The sequence below is a fragment of the Polyangium mundeleinium genome, assembly GCF_028369105.1.
Lineage (GTDB): Bacteria > Myxococcota_A > Polyangia > Polyangiales > Polyangiaceae > Polyangium > Polyangium mundeleinium.
This window is the reverse complement of sequence record NZ_JAQNDO010000001.1, coordinates 10,155,983-10,170,369: the sequence shown is the minus strand read 5'-3', so window position 1 is coordinate 10,170,369 and position 14,387 is coordinate 10,155,983. Positions and strand designations below refer to the sequence as shown.

The following is a 14,387-nucleotide window of genomic DNA, read 5'->3' as shown; positions in this document are numbered from 1 at the left end:
ATGTCGATCTGCCCCCGCGGAAAAACCGTTTGTTTGAGCGCGACGCTCCTCCTCGCCATGGCCGGCTGCTCGTCGCCGCTCCGCCCGCCGAAGCCGGCCGCTCCGCCGAGCGCGCCGGCCGCGCCGGAGCAACACGTCCACGTACGGATCGACGCGGATCAGCCCGCCGCGACGCTCGTCGAGGAGCGGCGGGACCAGGACGTCCCCGCCTGCGCCGCGCCCTGTGATCGTGTGATCCCCGTGCGGAAGGGCGCGCGGTTCCACGTCGAGGCCCTCGGCGCCCGTCCGACGTCGAGCTTCGAGCTGTTCTCGCCGCAGGATCCGGTGGTCTGGCTCGACGTGAAGACCACCTCGCAGGCGACATACGACACGCTCTATCGAATCTTTCTCGGCACGATGATCACGGGCGGCGCCCTCATGCTGACGGGCGTCATCGGCGTCCCGCTCGCCGAGGAGAAAGGCGCGCAGACTGCGCTTTCGGCGGTGGGCTTCACCGGGCTCGTCCTGCTCCTGCCCATCTCGGGCATCCTCGGTGGGATCTCGGCCGCCCATTCGACGAGCAACGTGACCTTCAAGGACCCGCGGACGAGGCCGGATTTGCGGGAGCGGATCCGTTAGCGGCGGGAACGACGCCGCCGGAAGGGGCGTGCGCCCGCGGCGAGGACGAGCGAGAGCAAGGCGAGCGGCGTCGACGCGGGAGGCGCGCCGACCACGCGGCAGCCGCAGGAGCCGTCGTCCGCGGGGTCGACGGTGTCGGCGCCGCCGGTACCGCTGCCGCCAGCGCCGCCAGCGCCGCCATTCCCACCGACGCCGCCGCTACCGCCAGCACCGCCGCTACCGCCAGCACCGCCGTTGCCGCCGACGCCGCCAGCACCGCCGCCGTTGCCGCCTGCGCCGCCGTTGCCGCCAACGCCGCCGCTGCCGCCTGCGCCTCCGCTGCCGCCCGCGCCGCCGCTGCCGCCCGCGCCGCCGCTGCCGCCCGCGCCGCCGCTGCCGCCCGCGCCTCCGCTTCCGCCCGCGCCGCCGCTTCCGCCCGCGCCCGTGCATTCGCCGTCGAGGCAAACCTTGTTGCCACACGCCGTCCCATCGGGGGCCGTCATGTCGAGCGGACACGCGGTATCCACGCCGGTGCATTTCTCCGTCGCGTCACACGCATCCGCGGCCGGCCTGCACGTGACCGTCGTGTCCGCGATCAAATCCGCCGTGCAGCCCTTGCCGACCCCGTCGCATTTCTCCGGAATGTCGCACGGACCGGCCGCCATGCGGCAGATCGTCATGACGCTCGCCACACCGTCGAACGGGCAGTTTTCGCTCACGCCGTCACACGCCTCCGACACGTCGCAAGGCCCGGCCGCGGGACGACATGTCACGGCCGGCCCCGCGCGGAGGTCGGTCGGGCACGCGGCGTCTGCGCCCGTGCACGATTCGGCGAGATCACACGCGCCCGCGGCCGCGCGGCAGGTGGTGCCGGCCGCGACGAGCGTGTCGCCGGGGCAGGCCGGCGTATTGCCGGGGCAAACCTCCGCGATGTCACAAGCGCCGGCCGAGGCGCGGCAGGTCGTACCGGCAGGGACGAGCGTATCGCCGGGGCAGGGCGCCGTGTTGCCGGAGCAAACCTCCGCGACGTCACAGGCGCCGGCCGAGGCGCGGCAGGTCGTGCCGGCCGGGGAGAAGGCATTCGCAGGGCAGGTGACGCCGCTCCCGTTGCAGCTCTCGGCGACGTCGCAGGCGCCCGCCGAGGCGCGGCAGGTCGTGCCGGCGGCCTTGAGCGTGTCCGCCGGGCAAGCCGCGGCATCCCCTGGACAAAGCTCGGCCAGGTCGCAGATGCCCGCCGCCGCGCGGCAGGTGGTGCCGGTCGCCTTGAAGGTATCGTCCGGGCAAACCACTGCGCTTCCCGTGCAGAACTCGGCTTCGTCGCAAGCGCCCTCGGGCGGCCGGCACGACGTCCCCGCGGGCGCGATCGCATCCGTGGGGCAAGCGGCGCTGTTTCCGCTGCACGTCTCCGGCACGTCACACGCGCCCGCGGCCACGCGGCAGACCGTTCCGGCGGTCGTGTATTTGTTCGACGGGCAGCTCGTCGAAGAGCCATTGCACGTCTCCGCGAGGTCACAGGCGCCGTTCGCCGCGCGGCACACGGTGCCGTTCACCGAAGGGCCACACGTGCCGTTCGTGACCGCGCCCTGGGCCACGCTGCACGCCTGGCAATCGGTCGAGACGCCGCCTCCGCAGGCATTGTTGCAGCACACGCCGTCCACGCAGAAGCCGCTCACGCACTCCTGGGCGACATTGCAGGCCGCGCCGTTCGGGAGCTGCTCGAAGAGCTCGAACACGTACGCCGCGCCCGCGTCCATTTTCGCGTCGAACGATTCGCCCACCGCCCCGACGAGGGCGAAGGTGTCGCTCAAGGCGACGCTGCTGCCGAAGTAGTCGCCATAACTCGTATCGGTCCCCTTGATCTGCGCGAGCTGCGACCATGTGCTGCCGCTCCGCACGAACACGTACGCGGCGCCCGTGAACAGGTTGGAGAGGGGCTCGGCGTGCCACGCGCCGATGACGGCCCGGTCGCCGCGGATCGCGACCGCATTGCCGAAGGTCATGTTCTCCGCGGCGTTGCTCGGCAGGATCTTGGCTTGTTGCGTCCACGTGTTCATGGTGCGCACGAACGTGTAGGCCGCGCCGACATCGAGCCCGAACGCCGCGTTGTCGTAGGGGCAGCCGATGAGGGCCGTGTCGCCGCTCAGGGCGACCGCGCTGCCGAACCGGTCGTCCGCCGCGCCGTCCGCCGGGCCGATCGAGGCTTGTTGCGTCCAGACGGCCCCGCTCCGGACGTAGACGTACACCCGGCCCGCAGCGGTCCCGTGCGGCGAGCCGACGAGGGCCGTGTTGGCCTCGACCGCGACCGACCGCCCGAACACGCCTCCGGCGACGCCGCTGCTCGGCAGGAACTGGGCTTGTTGCGTCCAGGTGCTCCCGGTCCGGACGAAGACGTAGGCCGAGCCTGAATCCACGCCGCCGGCCGCGGTGTCGTCGAGATCGGCGCCGACGACGGCCGTGTCGCCGTCGAGCGAGACCGAGGCGCCAAACGCATCTCCTGCCGCCGCGTCGGACGCGAGGAGTTGCGCCTGGAGCGACCACGTTGTGCCATTGCGGACGAAGACGTACGCCGCGCCCGAATCCACGCCGGCCGCGGTGTCGTCGCCCCGGGCCCCGACGAGCGCCGTGTCGCCGCGGAGCGCGACGGACGAGCCGACGAAATCGTTCTGGGCCGCGCCCGCCACGAGGAGCTTGGCTTGCTGGCTCCAGGTGAGGCCATTGCGGACGAAGACGTACGCCGAGCCCGCGTCCGTGCCGCCCGCGTAACTGTCGCCCTCGGCGCCGATCAGGGCCGTGTCGCCGTCGATCGCCACGGAGGTGCCGAAGTAATCCGTCGCCGCCGAATCGGCGGCGGTGAGCTTCCCGCGCAGGATGGCCACGAGTGGATCCACATGGAGCGGGTAGACGGCGCCTGCGTCGTCGATGTGGATCGTGATGCGCCCGCCCTGCGCTGCGAGCGAAGACGGCACGGGTTTGCCCGTCGCGTCGGCGACGAACAGCTCGCCATACCGGAGCCGGGCGAGGCCTTTTTCGTCGACGAGCTCGATCGCCTCGCCCCCGGGCGCGAGCGCGGGCCCGAGCCCGCCCGACACGGTCATTTCGAGCGAGAGCCCGCCCTTGCAGCCCGGGTCCTTCGTGACGTCGAAGCCCTGCTCGATCCCGAGCGGACCGTTCACGTACCACTCCGTCACGTCCCCGCGCCGGTATTCCGTGCGGTTGCCCGAAGCCACAGGCTCGGCGGGCGCTGGCGCGCGGAGATCACCTTTGCAGCCGACGCCCGCGAACGCCATCGATACCTGGAACGCCTCGCCCGCGCCCGCGGCGTTCTCGATCCGGACGGCCGATCCATCCATGGCCGCGACGAACCCTTGCGCGGGGTTGTCCGCGCGGAGCGGTCGCCCCGGCTCCATCCGGACGAAACGATAGGCCTCCCCCGCCTCGGCCTGCTGCGCCGCGATCGCCGCTGCGCGGAGCGCGCTCGGCATCTCGACCGTCGCGGAATTCGGGCGCGTCTCCACGTCGCGGGGGCGCTCCTCGGGGGCGCCGCTTCGCTCCCCGCATGCCGTCGCGCCGAGGAGGGACAAGATTCCGATCGATGACAGGGAGAACGCGCGCATGCGCGACCCCCTACCCAATTCACCGGGCGGCGTCGAGCATCCTTTCATCGCATCGCTGCGAGCGCGATTCGCATGGTTGCGAGCAACCGGCGGCCCGGGCTCAGAGGGTGTTCCACAGGCGTCGCGAGCGGCTCGAGGCTAGGGAGGCCGAGCGAGGCGTACTCTGTACGTCGAGCGAAGCCGACCGACGCATCGAGCCGCGCAGCAGCCTGTGGAACACCCTCTCAGGGCATGGCGACGAATGCTTCGGGGTCGAGCTCGTAGCCGTGGCAGAGCCGCTGCATCGAATGGAGGAGGCCTCGCATCTCCCCTTCGGCGTAGACCTTGGTTCGTAGAAAATACGCGTCGAAGTAGCTCGTATCCAGGAAGTACGGGAGCGGATCCCCGCCCGACGCGAGCCCGAGGTACTGGAGCTCCAGGGCGTGCCGTGCGAGCTGCGCGAGCGGCCCGAGGTCCTCGTTCAGGTGGTGGCGCACGTTCGTTCGGATGTACGATTGGAGCTCCTCGCTCCGCAGGTAGCTCCGGAAGAACACGTTCGACGCGTAATCGGCGATCCGCGCGAGTGTGACCCGGGCGAGCGCGGGCCCAGGGGAGGCGGGATCGGCCCCGAACTCCTCCAGCTCGTGCTTCACGTCCTCGGCGAGGCGCGCGGGCATGTGGGTGACGATCGTCTCCCAGTTTCTTTCGACGAGCGCGAGGGCCGTCTCGTATTCGCGTTTTCGCGCCTCGTGCACGCGGACGAGCCCCGCCTCGTGCACGAGGTGGCCCCATTCGTGGACGACCCGCGCGGCGAGGAGCTGCCGGTGGTAGGGCGGCGCCTCCTCGCGCAGCGGATCAAAGCCGGGCTGGCGCAGCTCGTAGACGATGCGACGCAAGTCCGCCCGGATGTACACGCCGCCTTCGAGATCCACCTCCGTGCTCGTCCGCGGCAGCACGTCCGGATTCCGCAGGGAAGCGAGCACGGCGCGGCTCTTTTCGCTGACAACGCGGAGGTCCTCCCGCAGGCTCTCGGCGACCTGCGTCGAAACGAGCGGCGCGAGCGCTGCGCGGGCGTCGTCGAGTGGGTCCGCGTCTTCGGGCCGATACACGACCTTTCCCGCCGGATCGATGAGCACGACGTCGGGCCGCTCCTCCGCGAGGAAACGACACACGATGTCGACCGGCGCGGGGCCCTCGGCGCTGGCCGCGGCTTGCGCCGCGAAGAACGACGCCTGCATCTCGCGCGCGGCCGCGTCGAACGCGCCGAAGAGGGCGAGCAGATCGGGCCGTACTTCCTTGGGGATCAAAAGATCCGCGCCGTCGACGTGGCCGAGCCCCTCGCTGCGCTCCGGCGGCGGCTCCCGGAGCGGCAGGTGATAGAGGGTCCGGATCCAGGGCAATGCGCGGGCGAGCGCCACGAAAGCCGGCGCATCCGGCCGCGTGGCGCGCGAGGCGGCGCGCGAGAAATCGTGCAGCTCGTCCTCGGTGCGATCGAGGAAATAACTCAGGTTGAAGCAGACCGCCGCGCGCAGCGCCTTCAGGAAGGCGAGGCGCTCGACGTGGAAGAGCTGATAACAGACGTACTCCTCGTGCGAGCGCGTGGGATCGAGATCCGAGGCGTAGAGAAACCACGTCGTGCCGAGGAAGGGCTCGGCGTAGGGGCGCACGCGCGCCGGATCGGTGACGAGCAGGAGGTTTGCCTTGCGCGGCGGCAGCCACGAGCCGGGCGCGCGAGCGTGGAGCGAGGCGGCGCGCGCGCGGTAGAGCCGATATCCCCGGTTGAAGAGGGCGATGTGCTCCTCGGAAAAACCGAGGCGGCCTTGGAGCAGCTCCCGCTCCTCCCACGCGAGGCCCGCGATCCCCTCCTCGTCGAGATGCTCGGCCGGGATCAAGAACGCGCCCGGGTGGGCCATGTAAAATCGCTCGCCGCTCACGGACGCCCCTTTCTCATCGTTTCTTCGCCAGGACCGACGCGAGCCCCGTGCATTTTTTCCCGCGCTCGATCCCGAACGACGCGGCGAAGTCGCAGAGCTTCTGGCCGAGCTCCATGTCCTCGGGTTTGCCCGTCACGATCGCCTTCGCCGCCGCCGGCTCGGCGCGCCGCGTGAGTTCGTCCCGGTACGGCTTCGTCGCGTGATCCTTGCCGCGCAGCGCGTCGCGCAGGTCGTCGGAGACGCGCGTCGCTTCGGTCCACACGTTCGTCGACGACGCCGCCGCCGCCGCGTAGGTCCCGAAGAACCGATCCTTCGACGGGCTGTCCTGGCAAGGCATGTCCTTCGGCGTCACGAGCAGATCGTCCACGCCGAGCTCGCGCTTCTGCGCGCGTTCGAGGCGCGGAGCCGCCTCCTTGGCGATCGCGAGGTCGTCCGGCGAGAGTTTGCCCGCGTCGAAGTTTTTCGCGAGCGTCTCGCAGGCCGCCACGTACTTGGCGCGCGCCCGCCCGGACACGCAGGCTTCGAGGCGCGACTTCTCGGCCGTCACCTGCTCCGGCGTCGCGAGCGTGATGTCGCCCGGCGCGAGCCGCTCGGTCGCGCAGGGATCCTCGGCGCGGAGCGCGACGTCGACGCGGGCCCGCGCGTCATCGATCTGCTTTTTCTTGTAGGCCGATCGCCCCGCGACCGAGAACGTTCCCAGCACGACGACCACGAGCGCCACGCGCACCAGGATCTTCCGACGCGCATACCGCGCGTGCAGCGGGCTCGATTCGAGCCGATCTCCGCACTGCGAGACGAGCGTCTCCCACCCCGAGACCTCCGTCGCGAGCCCTTCGAGCGGGCTGCAGATGCGCGGATCGGCGGCAAACCGCTTCGCGACCTTGAAGAGCGCCGAGGCGCCCGTGTGCTTTCGCGTGTCGGGGGCCGAGCCCCGCACAGGGCCGGAGAGCGGACTGCCGGTCGCGGCCGCGTGTTGCTGCACGACGCGCAGCGCGGCGATCTGCGCGGCCTCCAGCCGATCGAGCGCGGGCAAGAGTGCGTCCCACGGCAGCAGCGCTTCGACGTCGACCGTCCGGAACTTGAAGACGACCGCGGCCTTCTCGATGCCCTGCCGTAGGGCGGCAAGCAGATCGGCCTTCGAGAGCGCGGCGATTCCGTCGCCGATCGCTCCCTCGCCGAAGTGCGCGTTCGCGGCCTGGATCGGCGCGAGCGCGGCCTTCACGAGGGCATCTCCGAAGTCCTTGCGTTCCGGCATCGTGCGAATCCTACCCCTCGAACACGCAGATTTTCTAGTATGATGCCGAAAGGCCGCGGCGTTCGGCGCGGCGTACGGGAGGAGCGGCGATGGCTTTGGATGCGCTCGTGGTGGGGGCGGGCCCGGTCGGGCTCGTGATGGCTTCGGAGCTCGCGCGGCACGGCCTCTCGTGCCGGATCATCGACCAGGGCGAAGGCCCTTCGATCTGGTCGAAAGCGCAGATCATCCACGCCCGCACCCTCGAATGTTTTCACGACATGGGCGTGATCGACCCCATCCTCGCGCGCGGCCGGCAGGTCGCGGGGGCGCGTATCCTTTCGCCCACGCTCGAGCGTATCGCGCGGGTCGAGATCGGCGGAATCGACTCGCCTTACCCCTTTTTGCTGAGCCTCTCGCAGCGCGAGACCGAGATCGTCCTCGCCGAGCACCTCGAACGCGTGCACGGCGTGAAGGTCGAGCGCAAGGTCAAGCTCGAGAGCTTTTCGCAGGACGAGGGCGGCGTGACGGTCGCGCTCGCCGCCGAGGACGGCTGGGTCGAAGAGCTGCGCGTGCCTTATCTGCTCGGCTGCGACGGCTCGCACAGCACCGTCCGCAAGACGCTCGACCTGCCGTTCGAGGGCTCGACCTACGACGTGCGCCTCCTGCAGGCCGACGTTCGCGTCGAGCTGCCGGTCGCCGTGCACGACGACGAGATCGCGATCTTCCTCGGCCCGAACGGCATGCTCGGGTTTTTCCCGCTGCCGGGCGAGGGGCGGTATCGCATGCTCACGTTCGTCGACGCCGACGACAAGCGCCCCGTCGCGCTGGAGACGTTCCAGGAGCTCTTGAAGGAGCGCGGCCCGGCCGGCGCGTCCCTCGGGGATCCGGCGTGGATGATCGATTTCCACATTCATTGCCGCCTCGCCCCGCATTCCCGCGTCGGCCGCGTGTTCTTGGCTGGCGATGCGGCGCATATTCACAGCCCGGCGGGCGGGCAGGGGATGAACATGGGGATCCAGGATGCGTACAACCTCGCCTGGAAGCTCGCGCTCGTCACGCGCGGCGTGGCCAAGGACGCGCTGCTCGACTCGTACGAGGCCGAGCGGCGGCCCGTGGCCGAGGAGACGCTGCGCTTCACGGACGTGAGCACGCGCGGGCTCCAGACGGCGCTCACCATGAAGAGCCCGCTCACGATCGGGATTCGCAACCATCTCATGAGCTTCGTCACGAGCCTCGGCTTCGTGAAGGAGCGCGCGGGGCGGACGGTGTCGCAGATCGAGGTCGCTTATCCCAAGAGCCCGGCTGTGGGGCAGGATCAATCGTCCTTGTGGAACATTCGCCTCACCGGATCGGACGAACGTCCGGGGTTGTCGGACTGGATCCATTTCGGCGACGGCCCCGCGCCCGGGGCGCGCGTGCCGGACATGCCGGTCGGCAGCGATACGTTGCACAACCTGATCTGCGGCACGCACCATACGCTTCTTTGTTTCGACGGCGCGGCCGCGACGAACGAGGGCTACGAGCGGCTCGGGCGTATCGTGGCCGCGGCGCGGGCGCGGCTCGGCGATCGCGTGCGGGCGTATGTGATCGTCCCCGGATCCGAGCTCCCCACGGCCTTGCCCGCGGACGTGCCCGTCCTGCTCGATCCGGACGGCGAATTGCACCGGCGGTTCGGCGCGCGATCCGAGTGCATTTACGTGGTGCGACCCGATGGATACGTCGGGTATCGCAGCCAGCCGGCGGACGAGGACAAACTCGCGGTCTGGCTCGATCGTCTCTTCGTTTGATCGTCAGTACCGGACGCCGCGGTAGAAGATGAACTCGCCGCGGGGCACGCCTTCGGCCAACGTCTCGCGGACGTTGGGCTCATAATCTGCGTCCGTCCACGTGGGGAAGCAGCGCCCGTCTTTCGCGAAAAAGCCCCTCCCGCAGCCGTTGGCGGATTTGGGCAGCGCGTCGGGGCTCACCCAGTGCGTCGAGCCGTTCGTCGGGTCGTTCTTCGTCGGATCCTTGTCGCGCAGCCTGCGGCAGGCGGCCTCGATCGACTCCGTCATGTTCTTCGCGAAGAGCCCCGCGTTGCTGTCGTTCACGCCCTGGGCGCGCGTGCCGATCGACTTGTAATGCGAGATCTCGGAGGCTGAAACCGGCGCGCGCGGATTGCCCTGCGTGCGGTTCATGTACGCGTAGGCCACGGCCGTCTTCGCGTTCATGCTGTGCGAGCCCGCCTCGTTGTACACGACGTTCGCGAGGTTCATGAGCCCGTCGCCGTAGCAGGCGCACTCGTTGATCTTGTCGTTCAGATCCTTCTTGCGTTGCTTGAGCGCTTCGCCGCGCGCCTTGATGTTCGCGATGTTCTCGTCGTGCGGCCAATTCTCCTTGGCATAACGGGCGACCTTCGCGTCGTAGTTCTTCTGGTTGTTCTCGATGGCCGTGTCGAGCTTCTGGTTGACCGCGTCGATGTCGGCCTTCATCTGCGGGCTCATCGTCTTGTTCGGATCACAGGGGCACGGTTTGACCGCGCTGCCCTCGTCCGGCGACGAGACCTGCTTCGAGTTCGCATCGCTGTTCGACGTGACGTTCTCCGGTGTGCCTCCGCCCAGGAATCCCATCGCGATCACTCCTTGCGCATGAAGCGGAGGACCCGCTCGCAATAAAGGCCTGCCTCGTTCACGATCGCCTGCATGTCGCCCGCGCGGAGCCTCGTGCCCGCCCAGGCGAAGAGCGGATCGTCGGCGAATCCGTGCCCGAGGAGGCTCGCGAGGAGCGCGTAGACGACGGCCCCGCCGCCGCTCGTCCCGTGGGCCTCCGCGAGGCGCGCCCACTGGTCCGCCGCCTTGGCCTCGCCCTCGGGTCCGAGGACCATGAACCGCTCGGGGAAAAGCGCGCGTGTCTCCTGCAAGATCACCGCGCGGAGCGCCTCGGGCGCGACGTCCAGGGAGAGCGCGCGCGTGGCCCTCGGCTCGAACCTTCGCATCGCGGCGAGGATGCGCTCCTGGTCGAGGCCGGGCACGGCGCGGAGGTACTCCATCATCGCCTCGTGCAAGCGCTCGGCCTTCATGGCCTGCGTCGGGTGCGTCTCCGCGAGCACGGCCCCGGCCCAGGGGAGGAGCGGGTCGTCGTCGAAGGCGCAGCCGAAAAGGATCATCATCTCCACGAAGAGCCGCACCGGCCCCAGGCGGGTGAGGCCGTGACGCGCCGCGCGCTCCGCGCCGAGCCGCGCCACCGCGGCGATCGCGCGCTCCGGCACGATGGCGAAGCAGCCGGGCGATCGCGCGCCGAGCCTGCGGATCACGTCCCGCTGGAGCTCCGCGATGCCGACGTCGCGCTCCAGAACCTCGAATTGGTCTTGCCGGATCCAGAAAGCCATCGTTTGCGCGCGCGTCGACGTTACAGCGATGTCGGTGCGTTGCCAAGGCAGCTCGGGTAGAATCGGCACTCAGAACCGATGAACGACGCTCCCGACGCGACCTCGCCCCCGGCCCCTGGCGCGCTGGCTCTCGAAGACGCGCGTCTGTTTCTGGAGCAACACGTGCGCACCACGACGTGGGGGCGGCGTGGGCTCGCGGCGCGGCTCGACGTGACCTCGTTCGAGCGCAGCGGCGCATTCGACGTGGTGTTTCAATCGTACACGGAGACACGCGTCCCGGAGGAGACCTACGAGGCTTACGTCGGCGCGCCCGTCGACGGCCCGTCGAACGGGCGCGCGCCGGGGGCGTGGGAGATCGTCCTGCAAATGCCGCCGCTCTTCACGTACGACGAGCGCATCGCCGTGCGCGTGCCCCACACCGACGAGGTGCGCACCTGCTTCGGCTGCCGGGGCGACGGCCGGGTCACGTGCTCGTCTTGTGCCGGCGGCGGGCGCGTCACGTGCTCGTCCTGCGGCGGCGGCGGTCAAACCACGGAGACACGCACCATCACGGAGACGGATGCGCAGGGGAATCCCTCGACGCGGACGGAGACGTACTCGTCGACCTGCTCGGGGTGCGGGGGCAGCGGGCGCGTGACGTGCGGGACTTGCGGCGGCAATGGCCTGGTCACGTGCAGCTCCTGCGGGGGGGTCGGGCGGCTCTGCCATTTCCGGCGCATCCACGTGCGCTGGGCGACGCGCAAGAATGCGCGGCAAATCGAGAAGACGGGTCTGCCGGACGAGCTCGTGGGGCTCGCGGGCGGCGACGTGATCCACAGCGAGGAAGAGGCCCGCATCGAGCCGGGGCGCGGCGGGGAAGGGGGGGCCGGGCCTTATCGCAGGGCTTTTACGCGGGTGAACGCGGACGTCGAGGCGGCGGCGAATGCGCTGATCGCCTCGCACGTGTTTCCCGAAAACGAAAAACTCCACGGCCAGCGGCTCGTCGTGCGTGCGGTGCCCGTGTACGAGGCGCAATATCGCTGGGGCAAGGAGACGCGGTCGTTTTGGGTTTTCGGGACGGACCGGCGGGTGCATGCGCCTCGGTATCCGCTTTCGCGGTGGCGCATGGGCGGCGCCGTGCTCGGGGTCATCGCCGTGCCGGGGGTGATTGTTGGGGCAAACATCGCCGGAGAGGCGGCGAGCCCGCCTCGTGCGTCGGTGGAGGCATGGATTCCGCCCGCGCACCGGAGCCCCATGCCCATGCCCGCGCCGCTCGAAAGGGCGCCCGGGCCGAAGCCGATCGTCGACGTCGGAGAGGTGCCGTTCGAGATCCGGACGGATCCGCCGGGGATGGAGGTGTTCGTCGAGGGCGAGCGGCGCGGCATGACGCCTTTGTGGATCAGGATTCCCGCGGGCGACCTCAGCCCGTGTGGACCGGAGTACCGGTGCGAGGTGGGGAAGTGCGCGCTTCGGCGGCGGCTCCCGTCCGGGCATCGCGAGGCGGTCTGCGAGCCGATCACGAACGTGGAGATTCGCGGCGCGGACGGAGGCGCGCGTCTCGTCCAGCTCGTCCCGTCGAACGGCGAGCTCGTCGAGGTGCGCAACGGCAGCCTCAACATCACGCCCGTAGAACGCATTCGATGATTCGACCTCAAACGAGGTGCGCCCTTGCGCGCGCGACGCTAGAAATACGTGCGCGAGACCGGCTGGGTCACGCGCGTCGCGCTGAAATGACACGGGGCGGGGGGCCATGGCGCTCTTGTTTTGGCTTTCGTTTGTGTTCGTAGCGTATACCTACGTCGGATATCCGGTCGGGATATGGATTCTCTCCCGTTTTCGGCGCGAGGAGCCCGTCGATCCGGCCGTCGTGGCCGAATGGCCCGCCGTGACCGTGGTGATCGCGGTTCATAACGATGCGGCGCGGGCCGCGGCCAAGGTCGAGAACCTGCGCGCGCTCGATTATCCGCCCGATCGTCTGCGTTTCCTTTTCGTCTCGGATGGTTCGACGGACGCGACGGACGCTGTCCTCTTGCGCGCGCCCGACGTGACGCTCCTCCGGTATCCGGAGCGGCGCGGCAAAGCGTACGCGCTGAATGTGGCGATGGCCCACGTGGAGACGCCGGTCGTCGTGTTCGCGGACGTTCGTCAGCGGATCGAGCGGCGCGCCGTGCGCCATCTCGTGGCACGCTTGCTGCAATCCGGTATCGGGGCGGTGAGCGGGGAGCTTTTGCACGTCGATCCGAGGACACGGACCGCGGCGCACATCGGGCTTTACTGGCGGTACGAGAAATGGATCCGCAAAGCGGAGAGCCGCTTCGCCTCGACGGTGGGTGTCACGGGCGCGCTGTATGCCATGCGGCGCGAGGACTACACGCCGCTCCAGACGGGCACGCTGCTCGACGATTTCGAGCAACCGATGCACCTCGCGCGCCGCGGCCGCCGCGTGGTGTTCGAGCCGCGGGCGGTGATGTACGACGAGCTGCAAGAAAATATGGCCGGCGAGCGAAGACGAAAGATCCGGACGCTCACGGGCAATTTCCAGTCGTTCGCGCGGCACCGGTGGCTGTTCTTGCCGTGGCGGAACCCGCTGTGGGTCCAGTTCGTCTCGCACAAATGGTTCCGGCTGGTCGTGCCGTACGCGCTCGGCGTGATGTACGTCTCGTCCTTGCTGGCGAGCGGCACGTTCTACCGGACGGCGGCGACGCTGCAGGGCGCGTTTTACACGCTGTCCTTCGTGGGCGCGGCCCTCCCGAAGCTGCGGCGGCTCCGGCTCGTGAGCTTCGCGGAGGTGTTCGTCGAATTGAACCGGGCCTCGGTGCTTGCGCTGCGCAACTACCTCGAAGGCCGCATCGAGGCGCGATGGGAGAAGACATGAGCCGACTCGTCGTCCTGATGTATCACGCGCTCTACGAAGGCGAGCGGGAGTTTTCCGCGATTGACGCGGCGGATCGGCCGTACGCCGTCTCCGTGTCCGCATTCGAGGCGCAGCTCGACATCCTGGCCCGGCGGGGCCTGCCGGTGGCCGATCCCGCGGTTTTACCGAGGAAGCTCGATAGGGAAGATCGGATCGTGTTGACGTTCGACGACGGACACGCGAGCACCTACCGGCACGGTTTGCCGCGCCTCCTCCAGCGGGACCTCCGCGCAGCGGTGTTCGTCACGTCCGATTTTATTGGCCATCGCGCTGGTTTTTGCGGGTGGCCCGAGGTGCGCGAGATGGCCGAGCGAGGCATGTTGATCGGCTCCCACGGGCGGACGCATCGATTCCTCGACGATCTGCCGGAGGAGGCGGCGCGCGCGGAGCTGCGTGATTCCAAGGCGACGATCGAGGATCACGTGGGGAGCGTCGTGGAGCAGGTTTCGTTCCCCGGCGGTCGATTCCGGCAATGCGACGTGGAGGCGGGGATCTTGGAAGGCTACCGTGTGTTCCATTCCTCGCGCGCCGGGGCGCACCGGGCGGGGCGTTTGCCCGAGGGCGTGGTGCTCTGCCGGATCGCGGTTCGTCAGGGCACGTCGGCGGCCGAATTCGAGGCGCTCGCGAGCGCCTCGCCGGGGTGGCTCCTCAAGGCACGCGCGTTCGACGGGGCGAAGGCGGCGGTGCGGTGGGCCCTGGGGAATGGGATGTATCACGCGCTCTACGAGCGGCTGGCGGGCGGAGCGGGGTGAGATGCGGGGCGGAGGGT

Annotated in this window: 10 protein-coding genes; 5 read left to right on the top strand and 5 right to left on the bottom strand. The window is 69.7% G+C overall.

The features are described from left to right. Window positions 1-618 carry a hypothetical protein gene (locus POL67_RS40125; RefSeq protein ID WP_271926137.1) on the top strand — a complete coding sequence of 206 codons (618 nt, stop codon included), beginning with the start codon at window positions 1-3 and terminating at the stop codon, window positions 616-618. Here POL67_RS40125 and POL67_RS40120 read toward each other — a convergent pair. From POL67_RS40120 to POL67_RS40110, 3 genes are all read right to left on the bottom strand, one after another. Then, the gene (locus POL67_RS40120; RefSeq protein ID WP_271926136.1) at window positions 615-4,211 is read right to left on the bottom strand and encodes a hypothetical protein; all 3,597 of its coding nucleotides are present in this window, start codon (window positions 4,209-4,211) and stop codon (window positions 615-617) included. The genes POL67_RS40125 and POL67_RS40120 overlap by 4 nt on opposite strands. Window positions 4,212-4,435: 224 nt before the next feature. Beyond that, a complete protein-coding gene (locus POL67_RS40115) occupies window positions 4,436-6,124 on the bottom strand; it encodes a hypothetical protein (protein ID WP_271926135.1) in 1,689 nt (562 codons plus the stop codon). 13 nt (window positions 6,125-6,137) lie between these two features. Next, the gene (locus POL67_RS40110) at window positions 6,138-7,379 is read right to left on the bottom strand and encodes a hypothetical protein (RefSeq protein WP_271926134.1); all 1,242 of its coding nucleotides are present in this window, start codon (window positions 7,377-7,379) and stop codon (window positions 6,138-6,140) included. Between the two features lie 89 nt (window positions 7,380-7,468). Here POL67_RS40110 and POL67_RS40105 point away from each other — a divergent pair, with 89 nt between their 5' ends. Beyond that, window positions 7,469-9,145 carry an FAD-dependent monooxygenase gene (locus POL67_RS40105; protein ID WP_271926133.1) on the top strand — a complete coding sequence of 559 codons (1,677 nt, stop codon included), beginning with the start codon at window positions 7,469-7,471 and terminating at the stop codon, window positions 9,143-9,145. A 3-nt stretch (window positions 9,146-9,148) separates the two neighbouring features. On the opposite strand, the gene POL67_RS40100 is transcribed toward POL67_RS40105, so the two are convergent. Continuing rightward, complete coding sequence (locus POL67_RS40100; protein ID WP_271926132.1) at window positions 9,149-9,967, bottom strand: hypothetical protein; 819 nt, start codon at window positions 9,965-9,967, stop codon at window positions 9,149-9,151. A 5-nt stretch (window positions 9,968-9,972) separates the two neighbouring features. Then, window positions 9,973-10,725: a hypothetical protein gene (locus POL67_RS40095; RefSeq protein WP_271926130.1), complete on the bottom strand. Its 753-nt coding sequence runs from the start codon at window positions 10,723-10,725 to the stop codon at window positions 9,973-9,975. A 78-nt stretch (window positions 10,726-10,803) separates the two neighbouring features. On the opposite strand from POL67_RS40095, the gene POL67_RS40090 reads away from it, so the two are divergent. From POL67_RS40090 to POL67_RS40080, 3 genes are all read left to right on the top strand, one after another. After that, window positions 10,804-12,348 (top strand): hypothetical protein, encoded by a 1,545-nt coding sequence (locus POL67_RS40090; RefSeq protein WP_271926128.1) that lies wholly within the window; start codon window positions 10,804-10,806, stop codon window positions 12,346-12,348. Between the two features lie 106 nt (window positions 12,349-12,454). Next, window positions 12,455-13,579, top strand: a complete 1,125-nt coding sequence (locus POL67_RS40085) for a glycosyltransferase family 2 protein (RefSeq protein ID WP_271926126.1) — start codon at window positions 12,455-12,457, stop codon at window positions 13,577-13,579. Beyond that, entirely contained in the window at window positions 13,576-14,370 is a 795-nt protein-coding gene (locus POL67_RS40080; protein ID WP_271926124.1) for a polysaccharide deacetylase family protein, read from the top strand. The genes POL67_RS40085 and POL67_RS40080 overlap by 4 nt, the downstream gene beginning before the upstream one ends. Window positions 14,371-14,387 lie beyond the last annotated feature (17 nt).

What these genes read in the sequence shown, in the direction of transcription:
- POL67_RS40125 (WP_271926137.1), top strand. Translation starts at nt 1, where the DNA reads ATGTCGATCTGCCCCCGCGGAAAAACCGTTTGTTTGAGCGCGACGCTC.
- POL67_RS40120 (WP_271926136.1), bottom strand. Translation starts at nt 4,211, where the DNA reads ATGCGCGCGTTCTCCCTGTCATCGATCGGAATCTTGTCCCTCCTCGGC.
- POL67_RS40110 (WP_271926134.1), bottom strand. Translation starts at nt 7,379, where the DNA reads ATGCCGGAACGCAAGGACTTCGGAGATGCCCTCGTGAAGGCCGCGCTC.
- POL67_RS40105 (WP_271926133.1), top strand. Translation starts at nt 7,469, where the DNA reads ATGGCTTTGGATGCGCTCGTGGTGGGGGCGGGCCCGGTCGGGCTCGTG.
- POL67_RS40100 (WP_271926132.1), bottom strand. Translation starts at nt 9,967, where the DNA reads ATGGGATTCCTGGGCGGAGGCACACCGGAGAACGTCACGTCGAACAGC.
- POL67_RS40095 (WP_271926130.1), bottom strand. Translation starts at nt 10,725, where the DNA reads ATGGCTTTCTGGATCCGGCAAGACCAATTCGAGGTTCTGGAGCGCGAC.
- POL67_RS40090 (WP_271926128.1), top strand. Translation starts at nt 10,804, where the DNA reads ATGAACGACGCTCCCGACGCGACCTCGCCCCCGGCCCCTGGCGCGCTG.
- POL67_RS40085 (WP_271926126.1), top strand. Translation starts at nt 12,455, where the DNA reads ATGGCGCTCTTGTTTTGGCTTTCGTTTGTGTTCGTAGCGTATACCTAC.
- POL67_RS40080 (WP_271926124.1), top strand. Translation starts at nt 13,576, where the DNA reads ATGAGCCGACTCGTCGTCCTGATGTATCACGCGCTCTACGAAGGCGAG.